Genomic DNA, 17521 nt, shown 5'->3' on the forward strand with positions numbered 1-17521 from the left:
GCTTCCGCCCGGGCGATCCTGATGGCGCTCGGCTCCTCCGTTCTTCCCTCTGAACCAATCACTTACCAAACGGGGTACTGCGAACTGCTTGCACTGCTGATACCGCGTACTGCACTAACTGGTACTGCCACTGCGTCAACTGCCGTACTGCTCACGGCGGCCCCTGATCACTGCGGGCCACCCGGTCCGGTCGTCAGCCCCGTCGCCGTCCTGCGACAACCTGGCTTCGCGACTCCACCACCGCACCGTCCTGCCAACTACACCTACAAGTACTGCTCCCCGGCAGTTCGTCTCTGCCGGGCCCTGCTTGTCTCTCTGGGCTACGAGAGAAACCATAACCACACCACCGACGAATGTCTACTCCGGCGAAGATAGATTTCCGCATGTTCGAAAACGAGGTAATCGCCCTCGAACAGAGACGCAGGCAGGGCGCAGGGGCGGCCGACGACGGGGTGTCAGCCGAAGATCGCGGTGGGTTCGCCGGTGAACCAGGTGTTGTCGATGCGGAGCCGGCGGATGACCCAGCGCTCCCCGTCGCGGACCAGGTCGACGTCGTACGGGTTCTTCAGCAGTGCGTGCGTGGTGGGGTCGGCGGTGAGCAGGTGCTGGGCTTCCACCAGGGCGGTGAGCCGGGCGGTGTCACCGTCGACGGTGATCCGCACGTTGGTGATCTGGTGGGTGGTGTCCACCCGGCCGGTGAACATGGCCAGGATGGTGGTGACGATCGTGTCGCGCCCCGACATCAGCGGCGGCTCGGCACCCCACCTGGCGGCGGCCGGACGGAAGTCCAGCTCGGCGTCGGCGGCGAAGGCCGAGGCGAAGAGCTCCTTGTCCTTGAGGTCCTGGCCGAGACCGAAGCGGTAGAGCGCGTCGGTGATCTCCGTACGGTCCCGGAGCTCCGCGACCACTGCGGCGTCGTCGTGGGCCGGGGTGGTGAGGGCGCGGTCGTGGGTGACGTACATGATGTTCTCCTGTGCGGGTCGGGCGGTGTTCCAACGCCTTTGATCCTGCTGCGGGCCGGAGGGGGCATCAATGCGCACCTGCGCAACGATCGTTAAGCCCCAGTTGACGAGGGATGACGAGGGATGACGAGGGATGACGAGGGAAGGGCGCGGCGATGCTGGAGCGACACGAGCTGGAGGCGTTCCTGACACTCGCCGAGGAACTGCACTTCGGTCGCACCGCCGAGCGGCTGCACCTGTCCACGGCCCGGGTCAGCCAGACCATCGCCAAGCTGGAGCGCCGCATCGGCGTGCCGCTGTTCCACCGCACCAGTCGCCGGGTGGAACTGTCCGCGGTGGGGCGACAGTTGTACGAGGAGGTGCGGCCCGCCTGGGGCCTGATCACCGACGCGTTCGCGCGGGCCGTCGACGCCGGGCGCGGTCTGACCGGGCTGCTGCGGGTCGCCTTCAACGGACCGGCGGCGGGCCAGCTGCTGGTCGGCGCCACGCAGGTGTTCCGTGGCCGGCACCCCGACTGCGAGGTCCAGATCCGTGAGGTGCACCTGCCGGACGTCCTGCCGTGGCTGCACAGTGGCGAGGCGGACATCGCGCTGACCTGTCATCCGATGCGCGAGGAGGGAATCGCCATGGGGCCGGTCCTGGTACGGGAGGCACGCATGCTCGCCGTACCGATGGGGCATCCGTTCGCCCGCCGCACGACCGTCTCCGTCGAGGAGCTGGCTCGCGTGACCGTGCTGCAGATGCCCGAGACGCTGCCGCAGTCCCTGCGCGACGATCGCTCACCGCGCCGGACACCCTCCACAAGGCCCGTCGGACTCGGCCCGTCGGCCACGACGTTCAACGAAATGCTGACGCAAGTCGGCGCGGGGGAGGGCGTCTTCGCCGTCAGCGCCCACGCGAGGCGCTACTTCGCCCGCCCCGACATCGTCTATGTGCCCTTCGCGGATGCCGCACCAGTGGAATGGGGCCTGGTATGGCTCGCTGACGGCGCCACCGCCCGTATCCGCGCTTTCAGCGAGGCCGCACTCGACGTGGTCCAGGGGGCCGAGCTGTCCCCCTGACCGTGCCGAACATCCGCTCCGCGGAGTCCGCCACGGCGGTCAGCCGCGTACGTGCAGCCCGAAACCCGTGCGGCCCGCGGGCTCCAGTCCCTCTTTCAGGTGCAGCGAGGGGATCTCGTAGTCGCCGAAGTTCTGCCGCCGGAACGCGATCGGCTCGGTCGACTCCAGGGTGAGCAGGCGCTGCTCCCAGGCCTTGGCGACGTCCGGGTACTCCTCGTTGGTCATCCGGTCGCTGCCGTGCAGCACGAACGGCGGCAGCACATCGATGCCGGGGTAGTAGAGGATGCCGTGGTGGATCGGGAACAGCAGGTCCTCGATGGGGCCGTTGATCCCGCGGGCGGCGTAGTGCGACTCCGGGCCGCCGACGGTCACCGACAGCAGCGCCCTCTTGCCCGCGAGGGTGCCCTCGCCGAAGCGCTCGCCGTACTTGGTGGCGCTGTGCTCGCCGACGCCGTACGCGAAGCGGTAGGTGAACACCCGGTCCACCCAGCCCTTGAGGATCGCGGGCATCGAGTACCACCACAGCGGGAACTGGAAGATGATCGTGTCGGCCCACAGCAGCTTCTCCTGCTCGGCGAGGACGTCCGGGGTGAGTGTCCCGGCCTCGAAGGCGCGGCCCGAGTCCCGGGCGACCCGCAGCGGACTCGATGCGTCGGGGCCGTAGTCCGCGGCGTCCACGGCCGCCTTCCAGTTCATCGCGTACAGATCACTCACCCGTACCTCGTGCCCGGCGGCCTCCAATGTGGACACCGCGAGGTCCTTCAGCGAGCTGTTGAGCGACTTCGGCTCCGGGTGGGCGTGGACGATCAGCGTCTTCATGGGAACTCCTTGGGATCGGATGCCTTCGATTGCCTTCGACTGCTTTCGATCCTGGGCGCTGCGGCGCCCGGCGTTCAGGGGCGCCGCTTCCATCGGACGGGACTTCCTGGTATTGGCAGGGCCACCCTTCACAGGCAGCGGCGCGGCCATACTGGGGGGCATGGACGATCTTGCGGGTTTCCTGCGGACCCGGCGTTCCCGGGTCGACCCGGCGGCCGTCGGCATACCCACCGACAGCCGCCGCCGAGTCGAAGGGCTGCGCCGAGAAGAGGTCGCGCACCTGTCCGGAGTCAGCGTCGACTACTACGTACGCCTGGAGCAGGGCCGCGCGACCCAGCCCTCCGAGCAGGTCCTCGACGCGCTCGCCGGCGTCCTCGGCCTCGACGAGACCGAACGCGGGCACCTCTACCGGCTCGCCCGGCAGCGCCGCCGCCGCGCGAAGGCGCCGGGCGGGCGGGTCCGGCCGGAGGTGCTGCGCGTCCTCGACCTGGTCGCCGGCGCACCCGCGCTGATCATGGACCACCGCCTGGACGTGCTCGCCGGGAACCGCCTCGCCGGGCTCCTCTTCGGCCGGCCGATGCCGGGCCTGAACACCGCCCGGCACCTCTTCCTTGAGGAGGCCGAGCGCGGCCTCTACGCGGACTGGGAGACATGCACCCTCGACGTGGTCGGGCACCTGCGCCTGGCCGCCGGCCAATACCCCGACGACCCCCGCCTGGCCTCGCTCATCGGCGAACTGGCGATGGGCAGCGAGCGCTTCCGCCGCCTGTGGGCCCGCGCGGACGTGCGCGCCCGCACCCATGGACGCAAGGCGTACCGGCACCCGCTGGTCGGCCTCCTCGAACTGCACCAGGAGAACTTCGCGCTACCGGAGGAATCCGGCATGGAGCTGGTGGTGCTGTCCGCGGCCCCCGCCAGCCCCGCCGAGGACGGGCTGCGCCTGCTCGCGGGCCTGGGCGCGGACAGCGGTGCCGCGCATCCCGCGGTGAACGCTCGGGTCCGCGAGTGACTTCAGCGGGTGCGGATATGGCTGACCTGCGGCGATGGGCTACTCGGCAGGTTGCGCGGCCCCGGGGAGTCCTGGTGAGCCCATGGCCTCGGCGAGCGTGATTCGTCGCCCTCGTTGGTGCCCTGAACGATGAGTTCGCGGATGAACTCGGCGAGGGCGACGAAGACGTGGAAGACGAGTCGGCCGCCGGGGGTGGTGGTGTCGAGTGCCTCGTGGAGCGAGGTGAAACCGATGCCGCGCTTGCGCAGGCCGGAGCCGTTGGCTTTCGAGCCGTCAGAGCCCGTAGCGCTCGGGTTTCGGGGTGCGGGACATCAGCAACTCAGCGGCTTGCGCGGCGGTGAGCTGCCCGTTGATGACGCCAACGACGACCTCAGTGATGGGCATCTCCACGCCGTGCCTTTGGGCCAAGGAGAGAAGCGCTGTGGACGACTTGACGCCCTCGGCGGTCTGGGTGGTGGCCGCGGTTGCCTGTGCGAGACTCAGGCCTTCGCCCAGATACCGACCGAAGGTCCGGTTGCGGGAGAGCGGCGAAGAGCAGGTCGCGATCAGGTCGCCCACCCCAGCCAGTCCGGAGAACGAGATCGGGTCGGCGCCGAGTACCGCGCCGAGCCGGGCGGTCTCCGCAAGTCCCCGGGTCATCAGCACGGCGGTCGCGTTGTCGCCGAGGCCCAGCCCACCTGCCAGGCCGACGGCCAGGGCAATGACGTTCTTGACCGCGCCGCCGAGCTCGCAGCCCACGATGTCCGTGTTGGTGTACGGGCGGAAGTACGAGGTGAGGAACGCGCCTTGTAGCCGCTCGGCCACCATGTGGTCGGGGCAGGCGATGACGGAGGCGGCAGGCCGACGGGCGGCGACCTCCCGGGCCAGGTTCGGTCCGGAGAGCACCGCGACGCGTTCGGCGGGTAGGCCTGCCACCTGGCGGATCACCTGCGACATGCGCAGGCCGCTGTCGGTCTCGATGCCCTTCATCAGGCTGACCACGATGGTGGACGGGCCGATCAGGGGCGCCCATGCGGCGAGGTTGGCGCGAAGGGTCTGCGCGGGAATCGACACCACCGCGATGTCGGCTCCGGCGAGCGCCTGGGCGGGGTCCGTGGTCGCGCGCAGCGAGGCGGGCAGGTCGATGTCGGGCAGGTAGTCGGGGTTCACGTGGCGGGTGTTGATCGCGTCGGCGATCTCGCTGCGGCGGGCATGGACGGTGACGTCGGTGCTGGCGTCGGCGAGTACGGCCGCGACCGTTGTGCCCCACGAACCGGCTGAAAGGACCGCCGCCTTCATCGTCTTCGTCTTCCTCTCGTCGGTGACGTACGGAGCCTATAGACCCGCGGGTCCCTGAGGCTGCGGGCGGCGCAGGGTCAGCGTCAGAGCCCGGCGGCCTGCGAGGCGGTCAAGCATGCGGTGCGCCTCGCCGAGCATGTTCTGGGCTTGCGTGTCGCCCAGCTCGCGGCGCAGCTCGTCTGCGTGCGCGATCCACAGCCGGTACAGGCGGGCCCACATGGCAGGCTCGCCGGGCCTCTCGTCCACGTACTCGACGGTGAAGCCCGCGGCCTGCTCCTGCTCGGTGACGGTGGTGGTGTCGCGGCGTACGGCGCGGGTGAGGACGGCGCGGCCGCCGGGCTTGAGGATCCGGTGCATCTCCCGCAGAGCCGCCGCGCGGTCCGCGGCGCAGCTGAGGGCGTCCACGCAGATCACCCCGTCCGCCTGGGCGTCGGGCAAGCCGGACGCCTCCAGCGTTCCCACGGCGAAGGCCGCCTGGCCCGGGGGGACGAAGGTGCATCTGCGGGTGGTGGCGAGCTGGATGGCGACCGGGGAGAGGTCGATGCCGATCAACCGCACGGCCAGGGCGCGAGCGAGCCACAGGCCTACCCCGCCGCTCCCGCACCCCATGTCCACGAGGAGTTGGCCGGGCCCCAGACGCAGGCGGCCCACGAGCGTGGCGAGCAGCCGCCAGTCGCACGAGCTGTCCGCGGCGACTTCGGTGGCGTAGGCGTCTCCCATGGCCTCGGCGTACAGCGCGGCCACCAGGCAGGTGCGGGACCGTGCGCGGTGGAAAGCGTCGAAGCCCGCCCGGAGGTGGTGCTCGGTGGTGCTGTTCACCGGGGCACCGCCTTGCGGATTCTGGAGCGTGCGCCGGGACAGATGACCTTGACGGCGGCTACCCGGTCGTCGGCAGCGGACAAGATCAGGCGGATGGGTTCGTGCCCGGTGACCTGGTGGATGCGGCGGGCGACGCGGGCGCTCTGCTTGGGGAAGGAGGCGGCGAACCGCAGAGGCGCGGCGTCGGCCGCCCACGCTGGCCACGGCATGTGCGGCCCTGGGGAGGAGGTGAAGCGGGGCGGGCCGGTGGTGGCGTCGTGGTGGGAGGGCAGGTCGTCGCGGGTCCCGGCGATGGAGGTGAGGCGGGACTGCACGGCCTCGGTGATGGCACGGGAGAGCGCGATGTGCGGAGTCCCGTGGCATCCGCTCCCGGCGAAGACAGCCGCCGGGTAGTCCTCGCACCACACGAACGCCAGGCACACCGGGACGGCGTAAGCGTTGTCCACGGCCGCGATTTCGACCGCCACGCCTGCTTGCCGGAGTCGGTCGAGGAGCGTGCGACAGTACGGATCGTCGACCGAAGCGGGGTCGATCAGCTGACGGTGGGTGCCGCCTTTGATCTCATCGGCGAACAGGGCGTCGCGCTCGACGACTTCGTACAGGGCGTGCAGCAGTGCTTCGGGGCGGGTGGTGCCGCAGGCCAGGCCGGTGCTGGTGGCGCGGAACAGGTCCGGCTCCCACAGCGGCCGGCACCCGTGGCGGCGCACCAAACCCAGGGGCACCGGCACCTGGCGCCCGCTGATCAGTCCGGTGCCGTACATCCACTCCAGCTGCACCTTCTCCGCGCCAGTCAGGGCCTCGCCGCTCACCTTCACCGGCAGGGCCGCCAGCGGGTAGGGCAGGTCGATGTCGGCGGCGGCCGCCCGCAACTCGACTGTCCGGGGCTGCTCGACGTGCCATAGCTCGATGGCTTCCATCACGGCGGAGGTCTTCGCCAGCAGGTCGGTGGCGCCCTTGCCCTGGGTGGCGACCAGGGTTTTGGCGGCGGGGCGGATCGCCGTCCACACCGGCAGACCCAGATGGTCGAGGCCGGTCAGCCGGGCGACGCGGGTGATCCCGTAGCGTCGCAGCAGGGGCTTTAAGACCGCCCACGTCTCCTCCGGGCTTCGCGCCCGTACCGTCCCGTCCAGCGTCAGCACGTCATCGGGCATCGGTCAGCTTCCTTGTCTGCTCCTGGTCGTGGACGAGCCCGGCCATGAAGACCTTCAGCTCCTCGGTCGCATGCGCGCTGCTCCGGAATCCCCGAGAGGCCGCCGCCTCCTCCAGACGGGCGGGCGCTATGTCCCACAGGCGCAGCAGCACCCGGCGCGTCGTGTCCTCGTCCACGGCCTGCGGACAGAACCCGGCTTGGGCACGGCGGGCGGTGTCGTTGCACGCCGTATACCGGGTGATGGCTGCCCGGTCGGCGGCCGTCTCCCGCTCCAGCAGGCGCGCCACCGTCCCGCTGTCACGCAGGTCCGGCTGAGGGCGGAAGAGGACATGCGCGGGCGGGGCGCCCTCAGGTGCCACGCTCCGGATCCGCTCCGCCAGTGGCATCCCCCGCGTCCCGTCACCGGGGTGGCGGGAGAGGTGGTCCAAGAAGCCGGACCACACCTGTGGGAAGACGGGATCGAACAGCTGCTGGTAGGCCACGCGCTGAGCGGTGTGAAGGAGCACGCCGTCGACGTTCTGCGTGGCGAATGCGTTGCCCCACCGCCGGAAGTAGCCGCTCTCCCCCGCCCCCGTCGTCGAGCGCCAGAGCGGCAGCGGGCCGGCCAGCGCCACCTGGACGGCTTCGAGCGCGTCGTCGCGCTTGACGTCGGCGAAGAACGGATCCGCGGCCTTGTGTTCTTCGAGCCAGGCCGCCAGCGTTCGCGCGCCGCGTCTGCGGCAGACGGCCAGGACCGCGGCGACCGTGCGCTGCGGGTAGTAGACCGCCCGCGCAGCCTCCAACAGCGCGGCTGCGGCCTCGCGCGTCACCACCCTCTCACCGACGGCGAGCCTGAAGGCCTGACGGACGTTCACCAGTGGCCAGGTCAGCGCCCGCAGATCACCGTCCGGTGCCTGGCCGACCGCCACCTCGTCGTCCCCGTCGATCTCTCCTCGCCGGTAGGCGCGGAAGACGCGGCCCACTCCGGTCATCCCGAACCGGTGGAGCTCGGCCGCGCGCAGCGCCCCCACGGACGCGGCCCCGATCACGCGGACGCCCCGGTCGAGCAGGCCCACGAGTTCCTTGTGGCGTACGGCGGGGGCCTGGTGCCAGGCCCCGTCGATGACCACCACCGTGTCTTCGCTGACGATCGCCGGGTCGAACAGGTCCCCGTGGCGCACCGGCTGCAACACCCGGATGCGGGGCGTGGCCAGGACCGGCTCCGCGCGGCCCAGGGTCGGGCCGACGTACACGTGGATCACCGTGCAGCACCACCTTCGAAACGGGCCTGCGGTGCCGGAGGGACCTCGTCTCCGGCACCGCAGGGCCGATGGGAGGGTCAGGGACCCTCGTCCTCCACGTCCTCGATGCGCACCACGCCCGACAGCGCAACGATCGAGATGACGCCGCCCGGCGCGTCCACCACGACGGGCCCCTGCAGGGCTTGTTCGGACTTGGACTGCTCCATGGATTCCTCCTCTCGTAGGGCGCGGACCGGATGCCCGCGCCCTATGGGTGATGGATGCCGCCCCCTCGGGGGAAGGGGCGGGAAGGGGGCCACCGGATCCGCAGCGGGCGGGCCCCTCCGGCGCCGCCCCGGCGAAAAAGGGTCGCCGGGGCGGCAACGCTCCGCGCCGGAGGGTGGAGAGCGGCGCCGGCGCGGAGCCGTCTCAGGTCCGCGACACCGCGTATCGCAACAGCTGTTCCACCGCGCCAGCCCGCCGCAGTGCCGACCGGACGGGCACGCGCCAGGGTCCTGGCGAGCCGGATGTCGCGGGAGATGGTCGTGGGGGAAGGGGGCGTTCCCTGCTGTTCGGGTGTGGCGGTCATCGGGGTCCTTCCGCAGGCTTCGGCGTGGCTCTCGGGCCCGCGCGCCGTACGCAGTAAGTAACCGCCGTTACCGGTGGGCCGGCCATGACCAACCGTCGGTGGCCTGCTTGCACGCACCCTGTCGTATTGACCGCTTCTTTACCCGTTGAGGGTGGGTCTCCGGTTCTACGGTGGAGCCATGGACCGCAAGCGCAACGCGGCGCTGATCCGCTGGATGGCCAAGTACACGATGACGACCCGCGAGTTCTCGGACGCCCTCAACGGCTACATCGGGGAACTGACCGGCCGCCAGGGGATCGTCACCGAGCGCACCGTCCTCAAGTGGCGTGCGGGCGAGATCCGCTGGCCCCAGACCGTCCAGCGCGCCGCGATCCAGGCCGTCACCGGGCAGGCGCCCTCCGACTTAGGGTTCGTCGCCCCCACGCGCAGCACCCGACGGCAGAAGGAGGGCTCGGCCGTGCACCGTCGCCGTTTCGTCACTGTCACCACCGGAACGGCCCTCGGCGCCCTCATGCCCGTCCCCGTCAAGGGCCCAAGCCCGCGCGTCGGCGCCCCGGATGTGGAGCTGCTGACCGCCAAGCTCGCGGCGGTCGTGGCGTCCGACAACCGGCACGGCGGCACTACGAAAGTCGAAGTCCGCGCCGCCCAGCTCGCCCGCCAGACCCTTGCCCTTCAACAGCACGGCACCGTCACTTCCCGGGTCCGCGGGCAGCTGTACTCGCTTGCCGCCGCGTTCACCTCCTCCGCCATGTGGGCCGCCATCGACGGCCACCGCCTGGACGCCGCGCAACAGCACATGCAACAAGCCGTCACCCTGGCCGGCCTGTCCGGCGATACCGCCATCGTCTTCCGCGTCTGGGGGCACGCCGGAGCGCTCTACCGCCACCTCGGCCGCTACACCGACGCCCTCGCCGCCGACGACGCCGCCCGCTCCACCAGCATCGTGCGCCGCGACCCGCTCTACGCCTCCCTCGCCCACGCCCGCACCGCCGTCCACCATGGCGACCTGCGCGACCACAACGCCGTCAAGCGCAGCATCGGCCACGCCCACGATGCCCTCACCCGCGCCGACACCACGGCCCCGCGACCGCCCTGGATGCTGTTCTACGACCAGGCCGAACTGGAACTCCTCGGACTCATCGCGCACGTCTCCCTCCACCACTGGGCCGACGCCGAAGCCCACGCCCACCGCCACCTCGCCCTGCTGCGCCCCGACCTTGTACGCAACCGCTCCCTGGCCCTGGCCCACATGGCCCGCGCCCAGCTCGAACAAGGCGCCCTCGAAGCAGCCGTCTCCTCCGCACACGCCATCCCGCCCGACGCCTGGCACGGCCGGACTGGAAAGCTCGTCAAAGGCTTCACCGGCCGCCTGTCCGGCCTCACCTCCAACGACCCGGCGGCCCGGTCCTGGGCCGACTACACCCGAGAGAAAGGCATGTTCACGTGACCGTTGAGCTGCGCCACTACCGCGATGTCGAAGAAGTCCGGAACACGATCGTGGACATCCACGTCGAAGTACGGCAACGGGACTTCAAGCTCGTCGGCGACTTCTATAGCGCGGAGCGGTTCAACGACCGGCTGACCAACCACAGCTCGGCACCCGGCTGGGAGGCCGTCATCGCCTGCGACGACGGCACACCGGCCGGATTCGCCTACGCCACCCCCCTCGGCCCCAAAACCCGCTGGTGGTCCGCCATGACCACACCATTGCCCGACGGCTACACCGAGGAGAACGGCACCCGCACCCTCGCGCTCAACGAGATCGTCATACGCCGCACCTGGCGCGGCACCGGCCTCGCCCACCGCATCCACGAGGACCTGCTGACCGGTCGCACCGAGGAACGAGCGACGCTGCTGGTCAACCCGAAGGCCGGCGATGGGAAAGTCCAGGCCGTCTACGAGCGGTGGGGCTACGAGAGGATCGGCGACCAGCAGCCCTTCCCCGACTCTCCCGTCTTCGCCGCCATGATGCGATCCTTGCACTAAGGGTTCGAAACTGGCAGGAACCGTGCCACGAGCCACCCACGAGGGGATCGCTACTCCGGCACGACGCCTTGCACGGCGTCGGCTTCGCTGCGCAGGGTCCGCCATGCAGCGCGGACCCGCTGCTCAGGAGTTGCCTCGTTCAGGATGCGCTTCATCTCGGCGACCTGGAGCTGGACCTGGATGGAGCGGAACGTCAGGTCACCGGCAGCGGTCTCATCCACGGTCGCGATTTCCTCTATGCGCCGTTGGTAGCCGTTGGCGAGAAGGAGGCCCAGACGGTCAACTGCCTGGGCGTCGGGCAGGACGCCCCACTCATCCGCTTGCGGCGCTGCGGCAGATGCTGGCCGCAGGACCTTGTTCGTGCTCCGGTCGATGACCTCGCCCCAGTACTCTGCCGCGACCGTGCCGGGGCTGACATACCAGCTATCCGGCTCTCCCCACGGCTCCAGGGCTCCGGCGTTGGGTACCAGGTGTCTCCACATCCTCCAGTAGCGGATGCCCCCCTCCGGGGCCACGGTTATGCGGATCTGTGTGCGTCCCGGGTCGCTCAAAGCGGTGTCCGCCGGGTTCGTACTGTCTGTGAGCCACAGCAGCGGCATGGCGCAGTCGATGTGCTCGGCAGCCAGGGATGTCGGCCGTATTTGCCCGGCGGCGGCGATCTCCTTCCAGGAGGCGAGGCTGGTGTAGTGGAAGAGCACGTGGGGTTCCGTCACGGGTGACAGTCTCCCGGACGCGCAATGCTCACCAGGACTTCGCCGTGGAAACCCGTCGGCCTCTCCGGCCTCGGCGGCAAGTTGGGCAGTGGTGTCGTTGTGGTAGCCGAGCATGCGGTCGATGACTGGAGCCAGGGCCATGACGGAGCCTCAAGAGCCTTACCCGACCGACGTGGACGAAGTCGAGCGCCCTGCCTGCAGGTGACGACCTCGTCCAACGACTCGCCATCGGACCCGGCGGCGGTACCGAAGGGGTCAACCCGGCCGACCCGTCAGTGGCCGGACCCGGCCCGGCCGGTGCCGGAGCCGGTGGCTGTCCGACGGATCGCGTCGAGCAGCGAGGCCTGGTCCAGCACCGGATCGTCGGACGGTGCGCCGCCCTCGCGCACCGCACGCGCGAAGGCGCTGACCGCCGCGGCCACCTGGTCCTCGGGCGCGAGGGCGATCTCCTCGGTGCGGGTGCCGCGCTCCAGACGCAGTACGGGCCGGTGGTCGGCGGGGGGTGTGAAGGCACGGTCCACCGTGATCCGGCCCTCGGAGCCGCGCAGTTCGTACCCCGAATGGTAGGCGTGCCCGATCCCGAACGTCAGATGGGCGACGGCGCCCGCCTCACTCCGCAGGAGCGCGGCCCCCGAGGTATCGACCTCGCGGCCGGGGTCGGACATGAGGACCGCCCCGGCGACCGTGAGAGGGGAGCCGAGCAGGTACAGAGCCGCCCGCACCGGATAGACGCCGACGTCCCACAACGCGCCGCCGCCGAGCGCCGCCCGGTAGCGGATGTCGTGCTCGGGCCGGGCCGGGACGGCGAACGAGGCTTGCAGCGAGCGTGTCTGACCGATCGCGCCGTCGCGGACCAGCGCGCGCACCGCGGCGTGCTGTCCGTGGTGCACGAACAGCACGTTCTCCACGAGGGCCAGACCGCGGGCCGACGCGAGCCGCAGGAGCTCGGCCGTACGCACCTGGCTGGTGGTCAGCGGCTTTTCCGCCAGTACGTGTTTACCGGCGCGCAGAGCCGCCTCCACCCAGACGTCGTGGAGCGCGGCGGGCAGCGGCACGTACACGGCGTCGACATCGTCGCGTGCCAGCAACGCGTCGTATCCGTGCACGGCCGCGCACCCGAAGCGCCGCGCCGTCTCGTTCGCCTTGTGGGCGTCCCGGCTGGCGACGGCGATCAGCTCCACGTCCGCCGAGGCGGCCATGGCGGGGAGCATCCGGCGCAGCGCGATGTCCGCGCAGCCGAGGACGGCGACCCGTACGCGGGACGTCACGGGCATGCGCGCCTGCCTTCGTGGAGCGGGGAACGGCCGGCCATCAGCCGCGACTCGCGATGAACTCCTTCACCGTGGAGACGACGTAGTCGATCATCTCGTCGGTGATGGCGGGGTAGACGCCGATCCAGAAGGTCTGGTCGGTGATGATGTCGCTGTTCGTCAGGTCACCGACGACGCGGTGCCGCTGGTCCTGGTAGGCCGGGTGGCGGGTCAGGTTGCCGGCGAACAGACGCCGCGTGCCGATCTTGCGCTCCTCCAGGTGGTCGACGAACTCGGCGCGGCTGAACGGCGCTTCGCGGTCGACGGTGATCGCGAAGCCGAACCAGCTCGGGTCGCTGCGGTCGGTGGCCTCGGGCAGCAGCAGGTGCGGGACGCCGTCGAGGCCCTCGCGCAGACGGCGCCAGTTGTGCCGGCGCGCGTCGCAGAAGTCGTCCAGCTTGGCCAGCTGCGTCAGGCCCAGCGCCGCCTGGATGTCGGTCGCCTTCAGGTTGTAACCGACGTGGGAGAAGATGTACTTGTGGTCGTAGCCCTCCGGCAGGCTGCCCATCTGGTACTTGAAGCGCTTGAGGCACTTGTCGTTCTCGCCCGGCTCGCACCAGCAGTCGCGGCCCCAGTCGCGCAGCGACTCCACGATCCGGGCCAGCGCCAGGTTCGAGGTGAGGACGCAGCCGCCCTCGCCCATCGTGAGGTGGTGCGCGGGATAGAAGCTGACCGTGGTCATGTCGCCGAAGGTGCCGGTCAGCTGGCCGTCGTACGTGGAGCCCACCGCGTCGCAGTTGTCCTCGATCAGGAACAGCCCCCGGTCGGCGGCCAGTTGGGCGATCTCGGCGACCTCGAAGGGGTTGCCGAGGGCGTGCGCGATGATGATGGCCCGGGTACGCGGGCCGATTGCCTGCTCCACCCGGGCGGCGGTGGTGTTGTACGTGCCGAGCTCGACGTCGACGAAGACGGGAGTGAGGCCGTTCTGCAGAATGGGGTTGACGGTGGTGGGAAACCCGGCGGCGACCGTGATGATCTCGTCGCCCGGCCGCAGCCGCTCGTCCTCCAGCACGTGCGAGGTCAGTGCGGACACCGCCAGCAGGTTCGCGGAGGACCCGGAGTTCGTCAGATGCGCCTTACGGCGCTTCATCTTGCGGGCGAAGGACGACTCGAACTTGCGGGAGCTGACGCCCGCGGCGATCCGCATCTCCAGCGCCGCCTCGACCAGCGCGACCCGGTCCTCCTCCTCCAGGACCGCGCCGGACGGCCAGATCTCGGTCACGCCGGGAACGAAGCCGCCCTGCGGCTGGGTGTCCTGGTGGAACTTGCGGACCTCGTCGAGCACGAGGTTCTTGTGAGCGCTCACGTGCGCGTCCTTTCTTGCTCCGGCAGCCGGACGGCCGCGAGCAGATCTGTCAGTGATGTGTCCAGGTCCACGGCGGGCTGCCAGCCGAGAAGGCGCCGCGCCCGCGAGATGTCCAGCTGCTGCCATTCCAGGTCCGCGCGCAGTACGCGGGCGTCCTGGCCCGGCCCGGCCCGGCCGGGCACCGGCGGCGGCCGGTGCTCGGTCAGCCGCACGGGCCGGTCCGCCAGGGATATGAGCCGTTCGACCAGCCGGCGTACGGGTACGGCCTCGCCCCGGGCGATGTTGATGACGCGGCCGGTGACCTCGCCGGCCGGGGCGGTCGCCGCGAGCACGGCGGCGGCCGCGACGTCCCGGACGTCCACGAAGTCGCGCTGAGCGCGCAGCGGCGCGAGCCGCAGCTCCGCCCGCTCGGCGCCGTCGTGGGCGGGCTCCGGTGCGGCGAGGCGGTGCGCGACCGTTCCCAGGAGGCTGTTGGCCGGCACGCCCGGTCCCGTGGCGTTGGCGACCCGCAGCACCACGGCGGCGAGCCCCCGCTCGCGGACGGTGTCCAGCACCGCCTCGGTGGCGGCGAGCTTGGTGCGCCCGTACACCGAGACGGGCGCGCACACGGCGTCCTCGGCGGTGCTGGTGCCCGGCTCGCTCGGCCCGTACTCGTGGGAGCTGCCCAGCTGGACGAGGCGGGCCGGGGTCGCCAGCGCCGCCGTCGCACGGGCGAGCCGCTCGGCGAAGCGGGCGTTGAGGGACCACATGCGGTCCTCCTCGGCCTGCCACACCACACCGGCCGCGTTCACGATCACCTGGGGTGCCACGTCGGCCAGCAGCGCCGCCACGTCCTGTGTCGGCGCACCGAGTTCGTGGTGCAGATGCACCAGGCCGTCGTCGCCGGGCCGCGTCCGGGACCGGCCGCGCGAGACGCAGACGACACGGTGCCCCGCGGCGCGGAACGCGGCACACAGATGCCCGCCCATGAATCCGGTGCCGCCCAGCACCAGGGCCGTGGGGGCCATCAGGGTCTGTTCCCCTTCAGCGGCTTCCACCAGGCGGGGTTGTCGCGGTACCAGGCGAAGGTGTCGGCGAGCCCCTGCTCGAAGGAGACGCGGGGGGCGTACCCCAGCTCTTCCCTGATCTTCGTGTCGTCCAGGGCGTAGCGCAGATCGTGGCCCAGGCGGTCGGCGACGCGACGGATCACGGAGCTGTCGGCGCCGCCCAGTTCCACCAGGCGCTCCGCGATCTCGCGGTTCGTCCGCTCGTTGCCGCCGCCCACGTTGTAGACCTCGCCGGCCGCCCCGTTCAGGAGCACCAGGCAGATGGCCCGGCAGTGGTCGTCGACGTGCAGCCACTCCCGGATGTTCAGGCCGTCGCCGTACAGCGGGAGCGGGATGCCCTCGATGAGGTTGGTGACGAACAGCGGGATGAGCTTCTCGGGGTGCTGGTACGGGCCGTAGTTGTTGGAGCAGCGGGTGATCGACAGATTGAGGCCGTGGGTGCGCCAGTAGGCCCGGGCGATCAGGTCGGAGGCGGCCTTGGAGGCGGCGTACGGGGAGTTGGGCAGCAGCGGTTCCTGCTCCGTCCAGGAGCCGGAGTCGATGGAGCCGTACACCTCGTCGGTGGAGACGTGCACGACCCGCTCCACGCCGGTGCGCCGGCACGCCTCGAAGACGTTCTGGCTGCCCTCCGCGTTGGTGCGGACGAACACGTTCGCGTCGTCGATGGAGCGGTCCACGTGCGACTCGGCGGCGAAGTGCACCACCGCGTCGTGCCCGGGGAGCAGGTCAAGCAGCAGCGGAAGATCGAGGATGTCGCCCTGGACGAAGTCGAGGCGCGGGTCGGCGGCGGGCAGGTTGGCGCGGTTGCCGGCGTAGCTGAGCGAGTCGAGGACGGTGACCGCAGCGCCTTCGAGCCCGGGGTAGCCGTCTTCGAGCAGGGTGCGGACGAAGTGGGAACCGATGAAGCCGGCCCCACCGGTGACGAGCACTCTCACCGCGTCTCCTTCTTCACGAGGGCACCTGTCCGGCACCGGGCTGCAGTCATCGTTGAGGTCTCCTCGTCGGGTTCGATCTGCGGAGGGACGAGCCGGGGGCTCACCGGGGCGCGGCGGCTGTGCCGTGGCGCGCCCCGGCCGCCGGGTTCAGCGGACGGCGAGCTTCTCCAGGACGCTCGCCACCTCGGCCGGTGCGGGAAGCACGGCCATCTCGTGTGCGAGGACGCCCGCACGCTGCGTGTAGCGCGCATCGGACAGGAGCTCCCGGCAGCCCGCCAGGATCGCCTCGGTGGAGTCCTGTTCCGCGCTCGCAACGGTGAGGCCGGCGCCGAAGTCCGTCAGGGCCTTCGCGACGATCTCCATGTAGGAGGCCTCGGGGGTGATGAGCTGCGGCACCCCGGCGTTCATGGCGGTCATGGCCGTGACGCCGCCACCGTGGTGGACCAGCAGGTCGCACGTCGGCACCACGACGTCCAGCGGGAGCCAGCCAATGCGGGTGTCGCCCAGCTCCGGGGCGAACTTCTCGGTGACCTGCTCGGGCGCCGCGATCAGCACCTCGGCCCCGGTCCGGCCCAACTCCTCCACCAGACGCCGCATCTCCTCGGCGGACTGGAAGGCGAGGGCGCGGGTGCCCGTGGTGATCACCACGCGCTTGCGGTCCTGGGGACGGGTGTACATCCACGGCTCCAGGCGGCGCTGGCTGTTGCCGGGGAGCCAGTGCATCGGCTGCGCCCCGTCGGCGTGCGGCGACGGCAGGTGCGGCCGCAGCGAGGGCGGGCACACGTCGATGTGCAGGGCGGGCACCGGCAGCCCGGCGAGGCCCAGGCGCTCCAGCTCGGGCCTCAGCTCGTCCTCGGCCCCGGGGTCGGCCTCGGTGGTCGGGACCACGTCCCAGTCCTGGCGTACGTAGGGGACGCCGATCTCGGCGGCGAACAGCCCCGCGGCGTAGGTCATCGAGCCGCCGACGACGACATCGGGCCGCCAGTCCGCTCCGAGGCGGCGCAGGGTGTCCAGGCCGGCTATGCCCATCCTGGCGAAGGACCGGGCGGTGTGCAGCATGTTCTCCCGGTGTCCCTTGGGCGGGTCGACGGGCTTGCCGGCCCGGTCGAACCGCATGAAGTGGAAGACCGGCTCGGGGTTGAGCGAGACCGACGGCAGCCCGACGCTCGACGCGGTGTCGGTCAGCGGCTCGTTGGCGGCGAGGAGCACCTCGTGTCCGGCGTTGCGCAGGGCGGTTGCCAGCGGGACGACGGTGAAGACGGTCGCCGGGCTGCCGCCGGCGATGAACAGGAATTTCATGGGGGTCAAAGGCTTCCGG

The 17521-nt window shown here is 70.9% G+C and carries 17 protein-coding genes and 1 pseudogene; 4 read left to right on the plus strand and 14 right to left on the minus strand.

Annotation, left to right across the window (positions count from 1 at the left end):
• Nucleotides 1-455: 455 nt before the first annotated feature.
• Nucleotides 456-962, minus strand: coding sequence for a nuclear transport factor 2 family protein (locus tag OG965_RS40780; RefSeq protein ID WP_331723705.1), 507 nt, complete (start codon nt 960-962; stop codon nt 456-458).
• 155 nt (nt 963-1117) lie between these two features.
• Between OG965_RS40780 and OG965_RS40785 the strand changes: the two genes are divergently transcribed.
• Nucleotides 1118-2023: a LysR family transcriptional regulator gene (locus tag OG965_RS40785; RefSeq protein ID WP_331723706.1), complete on the plus strand. Its 906-nt coding sequence runs from the start codon at nt 1118-1120 to the stop codon at nt 2021-2023.
• A gap of 39 nt (nt 2024-2062) precedes the next feature.
• On the opposite strand, the gene OG965_RS40790 is transcribed toward OG965_RS40785, so the two are convergent.
• Nucleotides 2063-2842 (minus strand): NAD(P)H-dependent oxidoreductase, encoded by a 780-nt coding sequence (locus OG965_RS40790; RefSeq protein WP_331723707.1) that lies wholly within the window; start codon nt 2840-2842, stop codon nt 2063-2065.
• 160 nt (nt 2843-3002) lie between these two features.
• Here OG965_RS40790 and OG965_RS40795 point away from each other — a divergent pair, with 160 nt between their 5' ends.
• The gene (locus tag OG965_RS40795; protein ID WP_331723708.1) at nt 3003-3851 is read left to right on the plus strand and encodes a helix-turn-helix transcriptional regulator; all 849 of its coding nucleotides are present in this window, start codon (nt 3003-3005) and stop codon (nt 3849-3851) included.
• Nucleotides 3852-3958: 107 nt separating this feature from the next.
• On the opposite strand, the pseudogene OG965_RS40800 reads toward OG965_RS40795, so the two are convergent.
• From OG965_RS40800 to OG965_RS40825, 6 genes and pseudogenes are all read right to left on the minus strand, one after another.
• Nucleotides 3959-4099: pseudogene (locus OG965_RS40800) on the minus strand (recombinase family protein); the annotation flags it as partial.
• A gap of 25 nt (nt 4100-4124) precedes the next feature.
• The gene (locus tag OG965_RS40805) at nt 4125-5129 is read right to left on the minus strand and encodes an NAD(P)H-dependent glycerol-3-phosphate dehydrogenase (protein WP_331723709.1); all 1005 of its coding nucleotides are present in this window, start codon (nt 5127-5129) and stop codon (nt 4125-4127) included.
• A gap of 36 nt (nt 5130-5165) precedes the next feature.
• Nucleotides 5166-5948 carry a class I SAM-dependent methyltransferase gene (locus tag OG965_RS40810; RefSeq protein WP_331723710.1) on the minus strand — a complete coding sequence of 261 codons (783 nt, stop codon included), beginning with the start codon at nt 5946-5948 and terminating at the stop codon, nt 5166-5168.
• Nucleotides 5945-7099, minus strand: a complete 1155-nt coding sequence (locus OG965_RS40815) for a YcaO-like family protein (RefSeq protein ID WP_331723711.1) — start codon at nt 7097-7099, stop codon at nt 5945-5947. The genes OG965_RS40810 and OG965_RS40815 overlap by 4 nt, the downstream gene beginning before the upstream one ends.
• Nucleotides 7089-8339: a TfuA-like protein gene (locus tag OG965_RS40820; protein ID WP_331723712.1), complete on the minus strand. Its 1251-nt coding sequence runs from the start codon at nt 8337-8339 to the stop codon at nt 7089-7091. The genes OG965_RS40815 and OG965_RS40820 overlap by 11 nt, the downstream gene beginning before the upstream one ends.
• Nucleotides 8340-8416: 77 nt before the next feature.
• Complete coding sequence (locus OG965_RS40825) at nt 8417-8545, minus strand: hypothetical protein (RefSeq protein WP_331723713.1); 129 nt, start codon at nt 8543-8545, stop codon at nt 8417-8419.
• 540 nt (nt 8546-9085) lie between these two features.
• Between OG965_RS40825 and OG965_RS40830 the strand changes: the two genes are divergently transcribed.
• Both OG965_RS40830 and OG965_RS40835 read left to right on the plus strand, forming a co-directional pair.
• Nucleotides 9086-10354 carry a Tat pathway signal protein gene (locus tag OG965_RS40830; protein WP_331723714.1) on the plus strand — a complete coding sequence of 423 codons (1269 nt, stop codon included), beginning with the start codon at nt 9086-9088 and terminating at the stop codon, nt 10352-10354.
• On the plus strand, nt 10351-10893 hold the full coding sequence (locus tag OG965_RS40835) for an N-acetyltransferase (protein WP_331723715.1): 543 nt from the start codon (nt 10351-10353) through the stop codon (nt 10891-10893). The genes OG965_RS40830 and OG965_RS40835 overlap by 4 nt, the downstream gene beginning before the upstream one ends.
• A gap of 50 nt (nt 10894-10943) precedes the next feature.
• On the opposite strand, the gene OG965_RS40840 is transcribed toward OG965_RS40835, so the two are convergent.
• The 6 genes from OG965_RS40840 to OG965_RS40865 all read right to left on the minus strand — a co-directional run bounded on the left by OG965_RS40840 (nt 10944) and on the right by OG965_RS40865 (nt 17502).
• Complete coding sequence (locus tag OG965_RS40840; RefSeq protein ID WP_371657223.1) at nt 10944-11606, minus strand: hypothetical protein; 663 nt, start codon at nt 11604-11606, stop codon at nt 10944-10946.
• 272 nt (nt 11607-11878) lie between these two features.
• A complete protein-coding gene (locus OG965_RS40845; RefSeq protein WP_331723717.1) occupies nt 11879-12880 on the minus strand; it encodes a Gfo/Idh/MocA family oxidoreductase in 1002 nt (333 codons plus the stop codon).
• Between the two features lie 37 nt (nt 12881-12917).
• Nucleotides 12918-14222, minus strand: coding sequence for a lipopolysaccharide biosynthesis protein RfbH (gene rfbH, locus OG965_RS40850; RefSeq protein ID WP_331723718.1), 1305 nt, complete (start codon nt 14220-14222; stop codon nt 12918-12920).
• Complete coding sequence (locus OG965_RS40855; protein WP_331723719.1) at nt 14219-15229, minus strand: NAD-dependent epimerase/dehydratase; 1011 nt, start codon at nt 15227-15229, stop codon at nt 14219-14221. The genes rfbH and OG965_RS40855 overlap by 4 nt, the downstream gene beginning before the upstream one ends.
• Nucleotides 15229-16203, minus strand: a complete 975-nt coding sequence (rfbB, locus tag OG965_RS40860; protein WP_331723720.1) for a dTDP-glucose 4,6-dehydratase — start codon at nt 16201-16203, stop codon at nt 15229-15231. Before rfbB ends, OG965_RS40855 begins: the two co-directional genes overlap by 1 nt.
• Nucleotides 16204-16350: 147 nt before the next feature.
• Nucleotides 16351-17502 carry a nucleotide disphospho-sugar-binding domain-containing protein gene (locus OG965_RS40865; protein ID WP_331723721.1) on the minus strand — a complete coding sequence of 384 codons (1152 nt, stop codon included), beginning with the start codon at nt 17500-17502 and terminating at the stop codon, nt 16351-16353.
• Nucleotides 17503-17521 lie beyond the last annotated feature (19 nt).

Origin of the sequence: Streptomyces sp. NBC_00224 (assembly GCF_041435195.1) — a bacterium.
GTDB lineage: Bacteria > Actinomycetota > Actinomycetes > Streptomycetales > Streptomycetaceae > Streptomyces.